The organism is Providencia sp. wls1922, assembly GCF_009706505.1.
Classification (GTDB): domain Bacteria; phylum Pseudomonadota; class Gammaproteobacteria; order Enterobacterales; family Enterobacteriaceae; genus Providencia; species Providencia lanzhouensis.
This window is the reverse complement of record NZ_WLUG01000114.1, coordinates 1-14,161: the sequence shown is the minus strand read 5'-3', so window position 1 is coordinate 14,161 and position 14,161 is coordinate 1. Positions and strand designations below refer to the sequence as shown.

Here is a 14,161-nt window from a genome sequence, read left to right as displayed (position 1 = left end):
AGGGCTTACTATACGGCGATGAATGCAGAAACCAACACTATAATTTCGTGGTTTTGGGTCGGTTTTATCGACAAATTTAGCGTGGATATGAGAGTGTGAAATGCAAGGCACAGACGAGCTAAAAAATCCCTCTTTTTAGTTATAAACTCAGTCCGTCCTCTTGTTTTTCGAGATTCTGCCCCCATATCCTGCATCAGTTATCTTAATTATTGGACTAAGGAAAAATCATGCGCGTTCCACGCATTTATCACCCAGAGCCACTCCAAATTAACACTACCATTTCGCTTTGTGATGATGCAGCCAACCATGTGGGTCGAGTTCTTCGCATGACAGCCGGACAACAGCTAGAATTATTTGATGGAAGCAACCATATATTCCGCGCTGAAATTACAGAAGCAACGAAAAAAAATGTGTTTGTCACTATCCAAGACAGCACATTGGATGACCGTGAATCCCCATTAGATATCCACCTTGGGCAAGTGATGTCCCGCGGTGAAAAAATGGAATTTACCATTCAAAAATCCGTTGAACTTGGCGTTAACACAATCACACCACTGCTTTCAGAACGTTGTGGCGTACGCCTTGATGGCGAGCGTTTAGAGAAAAAATTACAGCAGTGGCAAAAAATTGCCATTGCTGCCTGTGAGCAAAGTGGTCGCAACCGCATTCCTGAAATTCGCCCCGTTCAATCCCTTGAAGCGTGGTGTGCGGAAAATGACGGCGCGTTTAAAATTAATTTACACCCTCGGGCAAGTGAGAGCATCAACACGCTCCCCACTGATTTAAAGCACGTAAGATTACTGATAGGTCCAGAAGGTGGCTTATCTGCTGACGAAATTGCCATGACAGCCAATTATCAATTTACTGATATCCTGTTAGGGCCACGAGTATTACGAACTGAAACGACCGCGCTAACCGCTATAACGGCATTACAAGTGCGTTTAGGTGACTTGGGTTAAGGAGATAAAATGATCAAGCTCGGCATAGTAATGGATCCTATTTCATCCATTAAAATCAAGAAAGACACCAGTTTTGCAATGATGCTGGAAGCTGCACGCCGCGGTTATGAAATCCATTATATGGAGATGAACGACCTGTACCTGCACCAAGGTGAAGCCCGTGCGACCACAAAGATCGTGACGGTAGAAGAGAACCCAACCAAATGGTATGAGTTCCATTCAGAACAAGATATCGCCCTGAGCGACCTTGATGCCATTTTAATGCGAAAAGATCCGCCATTTGATACTGAATATATTTACGCGACTTACATTCTTGAGCGCGCAGAGCAAGCGGGCAGCTTGATTGTCAACAAGCCACAAAGCCTACGTGACTGTAACGAGAAGCTGTTTACGGCATGGTTCCCTGAGTTAACGCCAGATACCTTAGTCACTCGTAGCTCTGAAAAACTGCGTGAATTCCATAAAAAACACGGCGACGTGATTTTTAAACCGCTGGACGGTATGGGCGGCGCGTCTATTTTCCGTTTGAAGAAAGAAGACCCGAACGTTGGCGTTATCATCGAAACGTTAACGGAGCACAATTCCCGTTATTGCATGGCGCAAAACTTCTTACCTGCCATTAAAGAGGGTGACAAACGTGTGCTGGTGGTTGACGGTGAACCTGTGCCATATTGCCTCGCGCGTATTCCAGCACAAGGGGAAACCCGTGGAAACCTCGCAGCGGGTGGCCGTGGTGAAGCCCGTCCATTAACAGAAAGTGACTGGGCGATTGCTCGCGCTGTCGCACCGACCTTAAAAGAAAAAGGTCTGATTTTCGTGGGTCTGGATATTATCGGTGATCGCTTGACTGAAATTAACGTCACGAGCCCAACCTGCGCCCGTGAAATTGAAGCTGCATTTGATATCTCCATCACCGGTATGTTGATGGATGCGATTGAGCGCCGCCTGAAAAAATAATTTTTATGAAGGATCGTGTGTAAATAAAAACACATTATTTAAAAGGCAGCCTTTCGAGGTTGCCTTTGGTGTTATTTGCCATCACAGTAACAAGCTATCTTTATCATAACGAATAGGAACATAACCCCTGAGCTTGCCATTTATGAATTTACAGAATCATTTTTTAATTGCCATGCCTTCACTGACGGATCCTTATTTCGACCATTCCGTGGTGTATATCTGCGAACATAATGAAAATGGCGCAATGGGCCTCGTGATCAACAAGCCTATTGAAGATTTTTCTGTCGCAACCATGCTGAAAAAGCTGGAAATTGACGTGTCTGACAACACCAACACGCGAAACCTTGAAAAAATGGTAATTGCGGGCGGACCTGTTTCTGAAGAGCACGGGTTTATTATCCATACCCCTGTTGCAGGCTATGCGGCAAGTTTACGCCTCAATGACCATGTTATGGTAACAACCTCTAAAGATATTTTAGAAACATTAGGCAGTGAACAGCATCCCATGAATTCTTTAGTGACGCTCGGTTATTCAAGTTGGGAACCTGGGCAATTAGAAAATGAAATCATGGAAAATAGCTGGTTGACTGTTAAAGCGGATCCTAAACTGATTTTTGATACGCCGTTAAACGAACGTTGGAAAGCCGCAGGTAACCTTTTAGGCATCGACATTCATAATATCTCCATGCAAGCGGGGCATGCTTAATGTCAGCAAGAACTTTATTAGCGTTTGATTTTGGAACGAAAAGTATTGGTGTCGCTGTCGGTCAAGAGATCACCGGTACCGCTCGCGCGTTAGCCTCATTAAAAGCCAGCGATGGCAGACCCGACTGGTCACAAATTGAAAAATTGCTCAAAGAGTGGCAACCGCAGCTTGTGATCGTTGGTCTTCCTTTAAATATGGATGGCACTGAGCAGCTCGTTACTAGCCAAGCACGTAATTTTGCCAATCGCATTCACGGGCGCTTTGGTGTGCAGGTTCAGCTACATGATGAAAGGTTGTCTACCGTAGAAGCGAAATCGGGACTGTTTGAGCAAGGTGGCTATCGCGCACTAAGTAAAGGCAAAGTGGATTCTGCCTCTGCGGTGGTGATTTTAGAAAGTTGGTTTGAACAAAATTACTAAAAGGCACATCTTTACGTTTATTTTCCCCATTCAGTTGCTGCAAAGGTGCCGTTCGCCCTTAATATGTTTTACACTAGGGTTAATTCTCACTATTCACCGAAAGCAACTGAAAAACGGTATTGAATAACATGACCATTCAAAAAAACCTATCTGATGTCACTGAGCGTATTCATCTTGCTGCAACCGAGTGTCACCGCTCCCCTCAAGATATTACCCTGTTAGCTGTGAGTAAAACCAAACCTTGTGAAGCCATTCTGGAAGCCATTGAGGCGGGTCAGCGCCAATTTGGTGAAAACTATGTGCAAGAAGGCGTGGAGAAAATCCAGCACTTTGCAGAAAGAACCGACTTAGTTTGGCACTTTATTGGCCCACTACAGTCCAATAAAAGTCGCTTAGTGGCAGAACATTTTGATTGGTTCCATACTTTAGATCGCGTCAAAATCGCTCAACGTATAAATGAGCAGCGCCCTCAAGATAAAGCGCCGCTGAATGTGCTGATCCAAATTAATATTAGCGATGAAAACAGCAAGTCTGGAATAACCCTTGAGGAAGTAAATGAGCTTGCGGCTCAAGTCGCCCAATTACCCAATTTAGTGTTACGTGGGTTAATGACCATTCCAGCCCCAGAAACCGATTATGAGCGCCAATGCGCAGCGTTTCGCCAAATGGAACAGGCATTCGAGCAGTTGAAAGCTAACTATCCGACTGTGGATACCTTATCCATGGGAATGACCGACGATATGCGCGCCGCAATCCACTGCGGGTCGACCCTTGTCCGCATCGGCACTGCAATTTTTGGCGCCCGTCAGTACCATAATTAATCTTTAGGAGAACAACATGCAACATCGCAAAATTGCCTTTATTGGCGCGGGAAATATGGCGAATGCCATTATTGCGGGTCTTGTGGCTCATGGCTATCCTGCATCGATGATCACCGTCTGTTCACCAACCCCTGTACGCCGTGATAAAATGGCGCAAGATTACGGCATCATTAGCACTAATGATAATTTCACTGCCGCCCAACAAGCAGACGTGATTGTGCTTGCCGTCAAACCGCAAATGATGAAAGAGGTTTGTGAGCCATTACAGAAACTCACAAACTTAGAAAACAAGCTGATTTTAACCATCGCAGCGGGTATTCCTGCTGCTCGTTATAATGACTATTTCGCCCATTCACTGCGTTTAGTGCGCATTATGCCAAATACCCCATCATTGGTAGGCAAAGGCGTTAGTGGCTTGTTTGCTCAATCGAATGTTTCTGAAGATGATAAGCAATTTACTCAGCAATTGATGGAAAGCGTCGGTTCAACAACCTGGTGCACCAAAGAGAGCGAAATCAACAATATCATTGCGTTAACCGGTAGCTCCCCCGCTTACTTTTTCTTGTTTATGGAATCCATGCAGCAAAAAGCCGAGCAGCTTGGTTATGATGAAAAACAAGCTCGCGAGCTGGTTCTTAATGCCATTGAAGGCTCCGTGGCATTAGCGAAATCACAGGGAGATACCCCATTTTCAACCTTGCGTGAGCAAGTCACCTCTAAAGGCGGTACCACCGCAATGGCTTTAGAGCAATTTTACCAAGGTCATCTACCGCAAACCGTCGCCAACGCTATGCAAAGCGCGATTGACCGTGCGGAAGAAATGGAAAAACTTTTTTAATTTATTTTTTTGGGATAAGCCATGCAGACTATCGTTTTTGTTGTTACCACCCTGATTCAACTGTACATCTTTGTGCTTCTGCTCAGAGTATGGATGCAGTGCGTTCGCGCCGATTTCTATAACCCATTCTCGCAGTTTGTAGTTAAAGCCACTCAACCTATCGTGGGGCCTTTACGCCGCCTAATTCCATCTGTTGGCTCCATTGATACTGCAACCCTGCTGGTGGCGTTTGTACTAGCAATTGCTGACATTATCTTTGGCATGTGGGCAACCAATATGCTGCCGGCCATCGGTCTAACCTTACTGCCAATGGGATTAATTCTCTTACTGACTTATATCGGTAAATTGATTTTCTGGATGATTTTAATTCGCGCCATTTTAAGTTGGGTCAGCCAAGGTCGTAATCCTGTCGATTATTTACTGTTCCAATTAACTGAACCGTTAATGGCACCGATTCGTCGCATTATCCCAGCCATGGGCGGGTTAGATTTCTCTGCGATGATTGTGATGTTTATTTTGATCGCCCTGAACTACTTACGCGTTGATATCTCTTTAATGATTGACCCTGCGTTAACCGCCATGCTGTTCTCCGTCGGCATTATGTAAGGGAAGAGAGAAACAATGCAAAAAGTTGTATTAGCCACTGGTAACCCGGGCAAAGTTAATGAATTAGCGGATTTACTTCGCGAGTTTGGCATGGATATTGTCGCTCAAACCAGCCTTGGAGTTGAGTCCGCGGAAGAAACCGGATTAACCTTTATCGAGAACGCAATTTTAAAAGCTCGCCATGCTGCGGCACAAACAGGCTTACCCGCCATCGCTGATGATTCTGGTATTTCTGTTGATGCATTAGGCGGCGCGCCGGGGATTTACTCTGCGCGTTATGCGGGGGAAGATGCGACTGACCAACAAAACCTCGATAAGCTTCTCGATGCCATGAAAGATGTGCCGGATGAGCAGCGCCAAGCGCAATTTAACTGCGTGTTAGTCTATCTGCGTCATGCCGAAGACCCGACACCGTTAGTGTTTCATGGTCGCTGGCACGGAGTATTAACCCGTGAAGCGAAGGGGCAAGGTGGCTTTGGCTATGACCCAATTTTCTACGTGCCAGAATTAGGCTGCACGTCTGCAGAATTGACTAAAGCTGAAAAACAGGCGGTATCACACCGCGGTAAAGCCCTTGCGATGATGTTGGATGCCCTGAAAAATGCTTAAGCTTCCTCCATTAAGCCTGTATATCCACATTCCTTGGTGTGTACAAAAGTGTCCGTATTGTGATTTCAACTCACATACTCTTAAGGGGGAAATCCCTCAAACTGAGTATGTTGAACATTTACTTAGCGATCTTGATAAGGACGTGGCGCTGATTGGCGTCCGTCCTGTCAAAACCATCTTTATTGGCGGCGGTACTCCGAGTTTATTAACCGCTGAATCCATGCAGATGTTGATGGATGGCGTTCGTCAGCGGGTGAATTTAGACCCTGAAGCGGAAGTCACCATGGAAGCCAACCCCGGCACCGTGGAAGCTGACCGCTTTGCAGGCTACCAAGCTGCGGGGATCAACCGCATTTCTATCGGCGTACAAAGTTTTGGCGATGATAAACTGATCATGTTGGGGCGTATTCATGGTCCCAACGAAGCCAAGCGTGCGGCTCTGCTCGCCACCAACTTAAATCTACGCAGCTTTAATTTGGATTTAATGCACGGCTTACCGTCACAAACTCGCGACGAAGGGCTATCGGATTTACGTCAAGCTATTGAACTCGCTCCGCCGCATCTTTCTTGGTACCAGCTAACCATTGAGCCGAACACACAGTTTGGTTCTCGCCCGCCGCGTTTACCGGATGACGATACCCTATGGGATATCTACACCGAAGGGCATAAATTACTGACAGCGGCGGGTTATCAGCAATATGAGACTTCCGCCTATGCCAAAGCAGATTATCAGTGCGAACATAACCTTAACTATTGGCGGTTTGGGGATTACCTCGGTATCGGCTGTGGCGCACATGGCAAAATAACCTCAACTGATGGGCAGATTTTACGTACTGTCAAAACCAAGCACCCGCGGGGTTATATGGAAGGTCGTTATCTTGATAATCAATATAATGTCGAGAACGAAGACCGCCCATTCGAGTATTTTATGAACCGTTTCCGGTTACTTGAAGCGATGCCTCGCCGTGAATTTACTGAATATACCGGTCTGGCAGAGTCTGTGGTTCGCCCTGCTATCGATGAAGCCTTAGCCAAAGGCTATATCTCAGAAACCGCTGATGAATGGCAAATTACCGAACATGGAAAATTATTCTTAAACTCCCTTTTAGAGCTGTTTTTAGGGGAAGAATAATTTCTATTTCTCCATAAAAAAGCCAGCTTGCGCTGGCTTTTTCTTTTACTAAAGGTAATAAACGAAAATAATAATCTATCGATTACAGTGCCTTGGTGACTGCATCGATTTGCTCAGTGAGGCTGACTAAACCGCCACCGGAGAGATACCACAGGTCAGATTGCAAATAGGTAATTTTGCCATCTTTATATGCTTTGGTTTCTTGGATGTTTTGGTCTTCAAATACCGTTTTTTCCAATTTACCTGCGCCAATCGCTTCACTGCGATCCACAATCAAAATCACATCAGGGTTCGCTTGTGCGATAGTTTTGGTATCTACCACACGGCGTTTGGATTTATCAGCATCCGCTGGAACAGGTAATTCAGCACGTTGCGCTTTTACCACATCGTAAACAACCGCTTGGTTATTTGGGATTAATTTGCCGTCATTGTGCAGTAAAACCAGCACTTTTTTATTGGATGCAGCCGCTTTTTTCTGGGCTTCTGCAATGGTTTTATCCAATTGAGCCAGTTGCTCGTCCACTGCTTTTTGGTCACCGTATAAATCGCCAATTAAACGAATGTTGGCTTTCACTGACTCAATATAATTTTTGCTGTCAGAGCCTAAATTCAGTGTCGGGGCAATTTTTGATAATGCATCGTAAGATTTACCTTGGCGACCCGTGATCACGATTAAATCGGGTTTCAATGCAGCGATCTCAGCTAAGTTTGGCTCTTTCATGCCACCTGCATTTTTGACTGTCGCAGGGATGCCCGCTTTTACATAAGCAGGTGCATTACCCATCGGCAGAGCGACAACCTTGTCCCCTAACCCCAGTTTTTGCATTGAGTCATAAATACCGAAATCAAACAGAACCACTTTTTGTGGTTTTTTCACCACTTCCGTTTTACCGGAAAGGTGTTTAACCGTGACTTTTTCAGCACCTTGTGCAGTGATTGCGTTTGGCGTAAATGCAGCAGATTCAGCACTCAGTGCGTAAGGCGCGGAGAATGACAGGATGGAAACCAGTACCGCTGGAATAAACTTTTTCATATGAATAACACCCATTTAGTCGTTAAGCCAAACCTGCATTCTAAGGAGAGTTACTCATAAGTCAATTAAATGATAATGATTCTTAGTATTGTTTTTATTTATGTTAATGCCGTCATGGTTTGTAGTTATGGCGGTATGGTTTGATGGGGCTTTTAATGTAAAAGGCAGTAATCAGTTTCCCTATTACTGCCTTTCATTACCAATGATAGCGTTGAAAACTCACCAAACTACCTGAATTATTTACTGTTAATTGAATTCAGTAAGCTAATGCGTTGTTGCTCTAATGAAGTGACTTTAGAACAGACTTGCTGACCAAACTGCTGAAAGCTATTTTCTTGGTTTTTCCATTCACTATCAATTTCTTGTTGTAACCCACCAAGGCTACCTAACATGCCTTGCAGCATTTTGTTGGTATCACCACCAGCAAGTAACTGTTTTCGCCCCATTTCATTGATACTGTCTTGTAAAATCCCACCTAAGCTTTCATTGACTAATTCACGCCCTGAAGTTTCCACTTTCTTGATGCCTTCATGGTGGAAAGCGTAGCCGTTTGAACGAGTTTCAATGATTTGGTTAATTTGACCGTTTAAATCTTTTTCAAGCTTAGTCAGGCGGTTGCGAATATTACTATCGCTGCCAATCACTTTAACCACCACTTTATCGAGAGATTTACGCGATGCCGCTAATTTCTCTTCAGATTCTTTTTTGATCCACGGTAAATCCTGACGGATAGCCGATTGATAACGCAGTGCTTGCTGCTGTTGCTCAGAGGTCAGTGCAACTTTTTGGCCATTCAGCGTGACATCACCATTTGGGGTGATTTTTAAATCGCCACTGCGACCGACGACTTGGACATTATCAGGCGTCATAAAAATATCGTCTTTAGGGGTTACCGAGCAGTTGTAATCCGCCGCTTGGCTAGTGGCGCAGGCCAGTAATGAAAACGCAATTAAAGTACGGCGTAACATAAAATCTCCTCGTCGATTACCTCTATATTTATTGAGAGGTAATTAGAAAACAGAACGTCCAATTCGCTTAGATAAAAGCTCTAAGGCAGCACAACCCACCAAAGAGTTTCCTGCTGAATCTAATTCCGGTGACCATACTGCCACCGTAAATTGGTTAGGAACCACACACACAATACCGCCACCGACGCCTGATTTACCGGGCATTCCAATACGAAATGCAAACTCACCGGAACCATCGTACATACCACAAGTCATCATCAACGCATTGATTTGTCGAGATTGTAGCGGCGTGATAATTGGGTCTATCGAACAAGGCGACTCACCTTGATTCATTAAATAGGTAAAACACCTAGCCAGTTCGACACAATTCATACTTAGAGAACAATAATGAAAATAAGTTTCTAAAACCGTTAAAACATCATTATCAAAATTGCCAAAAGATTTCATTAAATACGCGATAGCTGCATTACGGCTCGCGTGTTCCATTTCTGAGCGAGCGACATTGATGTCGTAGCTAATGTCGGGTTCGCAAGCAAGTTTTCGGACAAACTCCAGCATCCGCTGTTTTGGTGCACTCAAACGAGATTGCAGCATGTCGGCAATCACAATCGCGCCAGCATTGATAAAGGGATTACGAGGAATACCTTTTTCCATCTCTATCTGAATCAATGAGTTGAACGGCAACCCTGATGGCTCTTTACCTACACGACTCCAAATTTCTTGCTCTTCGTAGCGCGTCATTGCCAAGGTTAAACTCAGAACCTTAGAAATGGATTGAACTGAGAAACGTTTTCTCGCATCTCCCGCTGTGAAAATATCGCCCTCTGCGGTATGAACCGCAATCCCCAAATGATGTGAAGGAATACCGCCAAGCGCCGGTATGTAGTCAGCCACCTTCCCTTGACCTATCAGGGGGCGGACTTGCTCCAAAATATCATGCAGTAATTGGTCAGAAAACTGGGTGCTCAAGTGTTTTGCTCCAGAATGGATTACTCTAGAAAACAAAGGCATCCAATTGGATGCCTTTATTAATAATCAAACTAGTTATTATTCCCACCAAACATCAAACAGTTCAGAAACAACAACGTCGTTCATCCCTTTTGATTTTAGCCAGTTTTCAACGATTTGACGGTGTTCTTCGGTGCATTTACCAATTTTCTGCAGGCAAACAATCCCTTCCCAGTTCATGTAGCCGCTAGCTTCAAATGCTAGGCCGTTTGGCTCGATAGCTTCAGCAATCAGTTGGTCAACGACGCTGTCCACTTCTTCGATTGGCGTGCCTTCTTTAAAGTTCCACTTAACAATAAAACCTAATTCTTGGAACTCGTCCAAACGCATTTTTTTACGTAAACGGCGACTACGTTGTTGTTTAGCCATGATTAAACCCTCTTAAACATTAAATCCCATACACCGTGCCCTAACCGCTGGCCGCGCTTTTCAAACTTTGTTTCTGGTCTTGATTCTGGACGAGGAACGTAGTCCCCTGACGTGGATACGTTTTCATACCCAGCCACGCTGGTCATTACCTCAAGCATATGTTCTGCATAAGGTTGCCAGTCTGTCGCCATGTGGAATACACCACCATCAATTAATTTACTGCGAATTTTTTCTGCGAAAGGCACCTGCACAATACGACGTTTATTGTGTTTCGCTTTATGCCAAGGATCAGGGAAGAATAACTGAACCATTGCTAAGCTGCCGTTCGGGATCATGAAGTCTAAAACTTCAATGGCATCGTGGCACATCACGCGTAGGTTGGTGATGTTCTCTTCTTTTGCTGATGCCAAACAAGCCCCAACGCCCGGTGCATGCACTTCAATACCCAGAAAGTTTTGATCTGGGTTTTGTGCTGCCATCGTCACTAATGAGGTGCCCATTCCAAATCCAATTTCCAGAGTGACTGGATTTGAATTATTAAATAGTTTTGCGAAATCAAAGGGTTCGTTAACAAAATCGATGCCCATTTCTGCCCATTCGCTTTCTAATGCCTCTTCCTGACGTTTTGTCAGACGCCCTTGACGGCGGACAAAACTACGGACACGGCGCATAACCCGCCCTTCTTCATTATATTCGGGGGAGATAACGTTATTGATCATAATAAAGTTCTAAAAAATTCGTTGTCCAGTTAGATAATGTGCCAACAAGAGTATAAAAAAAACCAAACATACCTAATTAATTAATATCTAAGTATGGTGGGAAAGGGAGTTTAGCAAAACTTCAAGGATCTTGCAGTTGATAATTGGATAACTTTACACAAGAAGCGGTTTACAGCTATCACCGTCTATGTTGCAATCCTCTCCATGACTGAAATCGCGATAAAAATATTATAAATAATGGAAGCTCAACAATTCTCAAGTGCAGTGCTCAAGTGGTATCACAAATATGGTCGTAAAACCTTGCCATGGCAGCAGGAAAAATCCTCCTACCATGTTTGGCTCTCTGAAGTCATGTTGCAGCAGACCCAAGTCAGCACAGTCATTCCCTATTTTGAAAAGTTCACCCAACGCTTTGCGGATATTACCGCGCTGGCGAATGCGCCCCTTGATGAAGTTCTACATTTATGGACAGGACTCGGCTATTACGCACGAGCGCGTAATCTGCATAAAGCCGCGCAGGTGATTGCCACCCAATATAATGGTCAATTTCCTACCACATTTGAGGAAGTGAATGCGCTTCCGGGGGTGGGACGTTCAACGGCAGGCGCCATTCTCTCCCTTTCTCAACAACAGCATTACCCAATTTTGGACGGTAACGTAAAACGCGTGCTTGCTCGCTGCTATGCTGTCGCGGGTTGGCCTGGTAAAAAAGAAGTAGAAAATCGCCTGTGGGAAATCAGCACCAATGTCACCCCCAAAGTGGAAGTGGAATATTTTAACCAAGCCATGATGGATCTTGGGGCGATGGTGTGTACTCGTAGTAAACCCAAATGTGAGCTATGCCCACTCAATACCGGCTGTATTGCTTATGCTAACCACTCTTGGCAAGAATATCCGGGGAAAAAACCTAAGCAGAAAATTCCGGAAAAAAGTGCATGGTTTTTGATCCTTCAACATCAAGATAATGTCTGGTTAGAACAGCGCCCACCTTCGGGTATTTGGGGCGGCTTATTCGCATTCCCACAGTTTGAGAGCCATGAGCAACTGGCTCAGTGGCTGGCTGGTTCTGGTCTGCAACATGACACGCCAGAACAATTAATTGCTTTTCGCCACACGTTTAGCCATTTCCATTTAGATATTATCCCTGTAAAAGTTAATATTCAGGCATTTAACTCTGCCATGGATGAAGGCAACGGACTCTGGTATAACTTACACCTAGGCGCAACCGTTGGGCTTGCAGCTCCGGTTGAAAGTTTACTAAAACAACTTGCCTTACTACCTGATATTCGAGGAAAAAATAAATGAGTAGAACCATTTTTTGCACTTTCTTACAACGTGACGCTGATGGGCAAGATTTCCAGCTTTACCCAGGTGAATTAGGAAAGCGTATTTTTAATGAGATTTCGAAAGAAGCATGGAGTCAATGGATGACAAAACAGACCATGCTGATCAATGAAAAGAAATTAAACACCATGAACCCAGACGATCGCAAAATGCTGGAACAAGAAATGGTGAAATTCTTATTTGAAGGTCACGATATTCAAATTGATGGCTATACCCCGGAAAAATAGTTTTTAGGTCTATACCTATCGAACCTCAAGTTGCATGGCTCGGTTTACTAACCTCCTGCAACTTGAATGTTTTAGAGTAAACGACCAAATAAGTAGCTAGCTTGCATTAATATTGTGGATCGTATGAAAAAATTATTTGCACTCACATTGTTGATTCCCCTGATTGTCTCTTGCTCCAGTAATCAGAAATCCGACTTTAATCCCGACTACGTCAAAGATACTAATGGCTTTGATATTTTGATGGGGCAATTTGCTCATAACATCGAAAACATATGGGGGATCAAAGAAGTCCTCATTGCAGGACCAAAAGATTATGTGAAATATACTGATGAGTATCGTACTCGTAGCCACATTAACTTTGATGCAGGGACTATCACGGTTGAGACCATCTCCGCCGTTGAACCGTCAGAACACCTGAAAAAAGCCATTGTCACCACTTTATTGATGAGCGATGATCCGAATTCCATCGATCTCTATTCTGATATAAACGACATTCCCTACAGTAAAGAGCCGTTCCTGTTTGGTCAGGTGATGGATAATACAGGGGAACCGATCCGCTGGGAGTGGCGAGCCACTAAATTTGCAGATTATCTGATCAGCAATAAAATGCAGCGCAGACAGTCTGGTATGAATATTGTTTGGTCGGTGACCATGCAATTAGTACCAAACCACTTAGATAAACGCGCCCATAAATATCTGCCTTATATTAAGAAATCCTCCGCAAAATACGGCGTGGATGAATCATTAATTCTGGCTATTATGCAAATTGAATCGAGCTTCAACCCATACGCGGTTAGCCGTTCTGATGCGCTAGGCTTGATGCAAATTATGCCAAACACGGCCGGTAAAGATGTGTTCCGCTCTCAAGGTAAGTCTGGGGTACCAAGCCGCAGTTATCTGTTTGACCCAGAGCAAAACATTGATACGGGTACAGCATACTTAGCTATCTTACAAAATAGTTATTTAGGCGATATCAGCAACCCAACTTCACGTCGCTATGCGGTCATTACGGCTTATAACGGCGGCGCAGGCAGCGTGCTACGCGTATTCCACAATGATAAGAAACAAGCGGCTCAGCGTATTAACAATCTCGAGCCGGGGGAAGTTTACGAAACGCTTTCCACCAAGCACCCTGCGGCGGAATCTCGTAATTATCTTATTAAAGTGAATAAAGCGCAGAAAAAATATCTACGCTAATAAATCCTTAAAATAGCGATAAAAATGCCAGTAAACCATCACGGTTGTTGGCATTTTTTTTCACCTTTTGTGAGTTTTTGCATTGATTTGCTTAAAAATTAATTGAAACGCTGAAAAAAAACGCATTCAATCAAAAGTTTTTAGAAACCGCCTTGACTCACTCTCTTAAATCAGGTTTAATACGCTCCGTTGCCCGGATAGCTCAGTCGGTAGAGCAGGGGATTGAAAATCCCCGTGTCCTTGGTTCGA

General features: G+C 44.3%; 17 protein-coding genes. 12 read left to right on the top strand and 5 right to left on the bottom strand.

Annotation, left to right across the window (positions count from 1 at the left end):
• Positions 1–227 precede the first annotated feature (227 nt).
• The 9 genes from rsmE (at position 228) to hemW (ending at position 7,047) form a co-directional block, all read left to right on the top strand.
• Positions 228–959, top strand: a complete 732-nt coding sequence (gene rsmE / locus GKR71_RS17380) for a 16S rRNA (uracil(1498)-N(3))-methyltransferase (protein WP_036954167.1) — start codon at positions 228–230, stop codon at positions 957–959.
• Positions 960–968: 9 nt separating this feature from the next.
• A complete protein-coding gene (gshB, locus tag GKR71_RS17375; RefSeq protein WP_036954166.1) occupies positions 969–1,916 on the top strand; it encodes a glutathione synthase in 948 nt (315 codons plus the stop codon).
• A 142-nt stretch (positions 1,917–2,058) separates the two neighbouring features.
• Positions 2,059–2,622, top strand: a complete 564-nt coding sequence (locus tag GKR71_RS17370) for a YqgE/AlgH family protein (RefSeq protein WP_108479443.1) — start codon at positions 2,059–2,061, stop codon at positions 2,620–2,622.
• Entirely contained in the window at positions 2,622–3,041 is a 420-nt protein-coding gene (gene ruvX, locus GKR71_RS17365; RefSeq protein WP_036954161.1) for a Holliday junction resolvase RuvX, read from the top strand. Before GKR71_RS17370 ends, ruvX begins: the two co-directional genes overlap by 1 nt.
• Positions 3,042–3,169: 128 nt before the next feature.
• Positions 3,170–3,862: a YggS family pyridoxal phosphate-dependent enzyme gene (locus GKR71_RS17360; RefSeq protein WP_036954160.1), complete on the top strand. Its 693-nt coding sequence runs from the start codon at positions 3,170–3,172 to the stop codon at positions 3,860–3,862.
• A 16-nt stretch (positions 3,863–3,878) separates the two neighbouring features.
• Positions 3,879–4,700 (top strand): pyrroline-5-carboxylate reductase, encoded by an 822-nt coding sequence (gene proC / locus GKR71_RS17355; RefSeq protein ID WP_036954159.1) that lies wholly within the window; start codon positions 3,879–3,881, stop codon positions 4,698–4,700.
• 21 nt (positions 4,701–4,721) lie between these two features.
• Positions 4,722–5,306: a YggT family protein gene (locus tag GKR71_RS17350; RefSeq protein ID WP_036954157.1), complete on the top strand. Its 585-nt coding sequence runs from the start codon at positions 4,722–4,724 to the stop codon at positions 5,304–5,306.
• Between the two features lie 15 nt (positions 5,307–5,321).
• Complete coding sequence (locus GKR71_RS17345; RefSeq protein WP_036954156.1) at positions 5,322–5,915, top strand: XTP/dITP diphosphatase; 594 nt, start codon at positions 5,322–5,324, stop codon at positions 5,913–5,915.
• Positions 5,908–7,047 carry a radical SAM family heme chaperone HemW gene (hemW, locus tag GKR71_RS17340; RefSeq protein WP_036954150.1) on the top strand — a complete coding sequence of 380 codons (1,140 nt, stop codon included), beginning with the start codon at positions 5,908–5,910 and terminating at the stop codon, positions 7,045–7,047. The genes GKR71_RS17345 and hemW overlap by 8 nt, the downstream gene beginning before the upstream one ends.
• Positions 7,048–7,129: 82 nt before the next feature.
• On the opposite strand, the gene GKR71_RS17335 is transcribed toward hemW, so the two are convergent.
• The 5 genes from GKR71_RS17335 to trmB all read right to left on the bottom strand — a co-directional run bounded on the left by GKR71_RS17335 (position 7,130) and on the right by trmB (position 11,144).
• On the bottom strand, positions 7,130–8,080 hold the full coding sequence (locus GKR71_RS17335; RefSeq protein WP_154634636.1) for a siderophore ABC transporter substrate-binding protein: 951 nt from the start codon (positions 8,078–8,080) through the stop codon (positions 7,130–7,132).
• Positions 8,081–8,316: 236 nt separating this feature from the next.
• The gene (locus GKR71_RS17330) at positions 8,317–9,048 is read right to left on the bottom strand and encodes a DUF2884 domain-containing protein (protein ID WP_036954148.1); all 732 of its coding nucleotides are present in this window, start codon (positions 9,046–9,048) and stop codon (positions 8,317–8,319) included.
• A 42-nt stretch (positions 9,049–9,090) separates the two neighbouring features.
• A complete protein-coding gene (gene glsB / locus GKR71_RS17325) occupies positions 9,091–10,059 on the bottom strand; it encodes a glutaminase B (RefSeq protein WP_410431244.1) in 969 nt (322 codons plus the stop codon).
• A 36-nt stretch (positions 10,060–10,095) separates the two neighbouring features.
• On the bottom strand, positions 10,096–10,425 hold the full coding sequence (locus GKR71_RS17320) for a YggL family protein (RefSeq protein WP_036954142.1): 330 nt from the start codon (positions 10,423–10,425) through the stop codon (positions 10,096–10,098).
• 2 nt (positions 10,426–10,427) lie between these two features.
• Complete coding sequence (gene trmB / locus GKR71_RS17315; protein WP_108479449.1) at positions 10,428–11,144, bottom strand: tRNA (guanosine(46)-N7)-methyltransferase TrmB; 717 nt, start codon at positions 11,142–11,144, stop codon at positions 10,428–10,430.
• Positions 11,145–11,381: 237 nt separating this feature from the next.
• On the opposite strand from trmB, the gene mutY reads away from it, so the two are divergent.
• From mutY to mltC, 3 genes are all read left to right on the top strand, one after another.
• On the top strand, positions 11,382–12,449 hold the full coding sequence (gene mutY / locus GKR71_RS17310) for an A/G-specific adenine glycosylase (protein WP_154634635.1): 1,068 nt from the start codon (positions 11,382–11,384) through the stop codon (positions 12,447–12,449).
• Positions 12,446–12,715 (top strand): oxidative damage protection protein, encoded by a 270-nt coding sequence (locus tag GKR71_RS17305; RefSeq protein ID WP_006657365.1) that lies wholly within the window; start codon positions 12,446–12,448, stop codon positions 12,713–12,715. The genes mutY and GKR71_RS17305 overlap by 4 nt, the downstream gene beginning before the upstream one ends.
• Before the next feature lie 123 nt (positions 12,716–12,838).
• Complete coding sequence (mltC, locus tag GKR71_RS17300) at positions 12,839–13,912, top strand: membrane-bound lytic murein transglycosylase MltC (protein WP_154634634.1); 1,074 nt, start codon at positions 12,839–12,841, stop codon at positions 13,910–13,912.
• Positions 13,913–14,161: the final 249 nt, after the last annotated feature.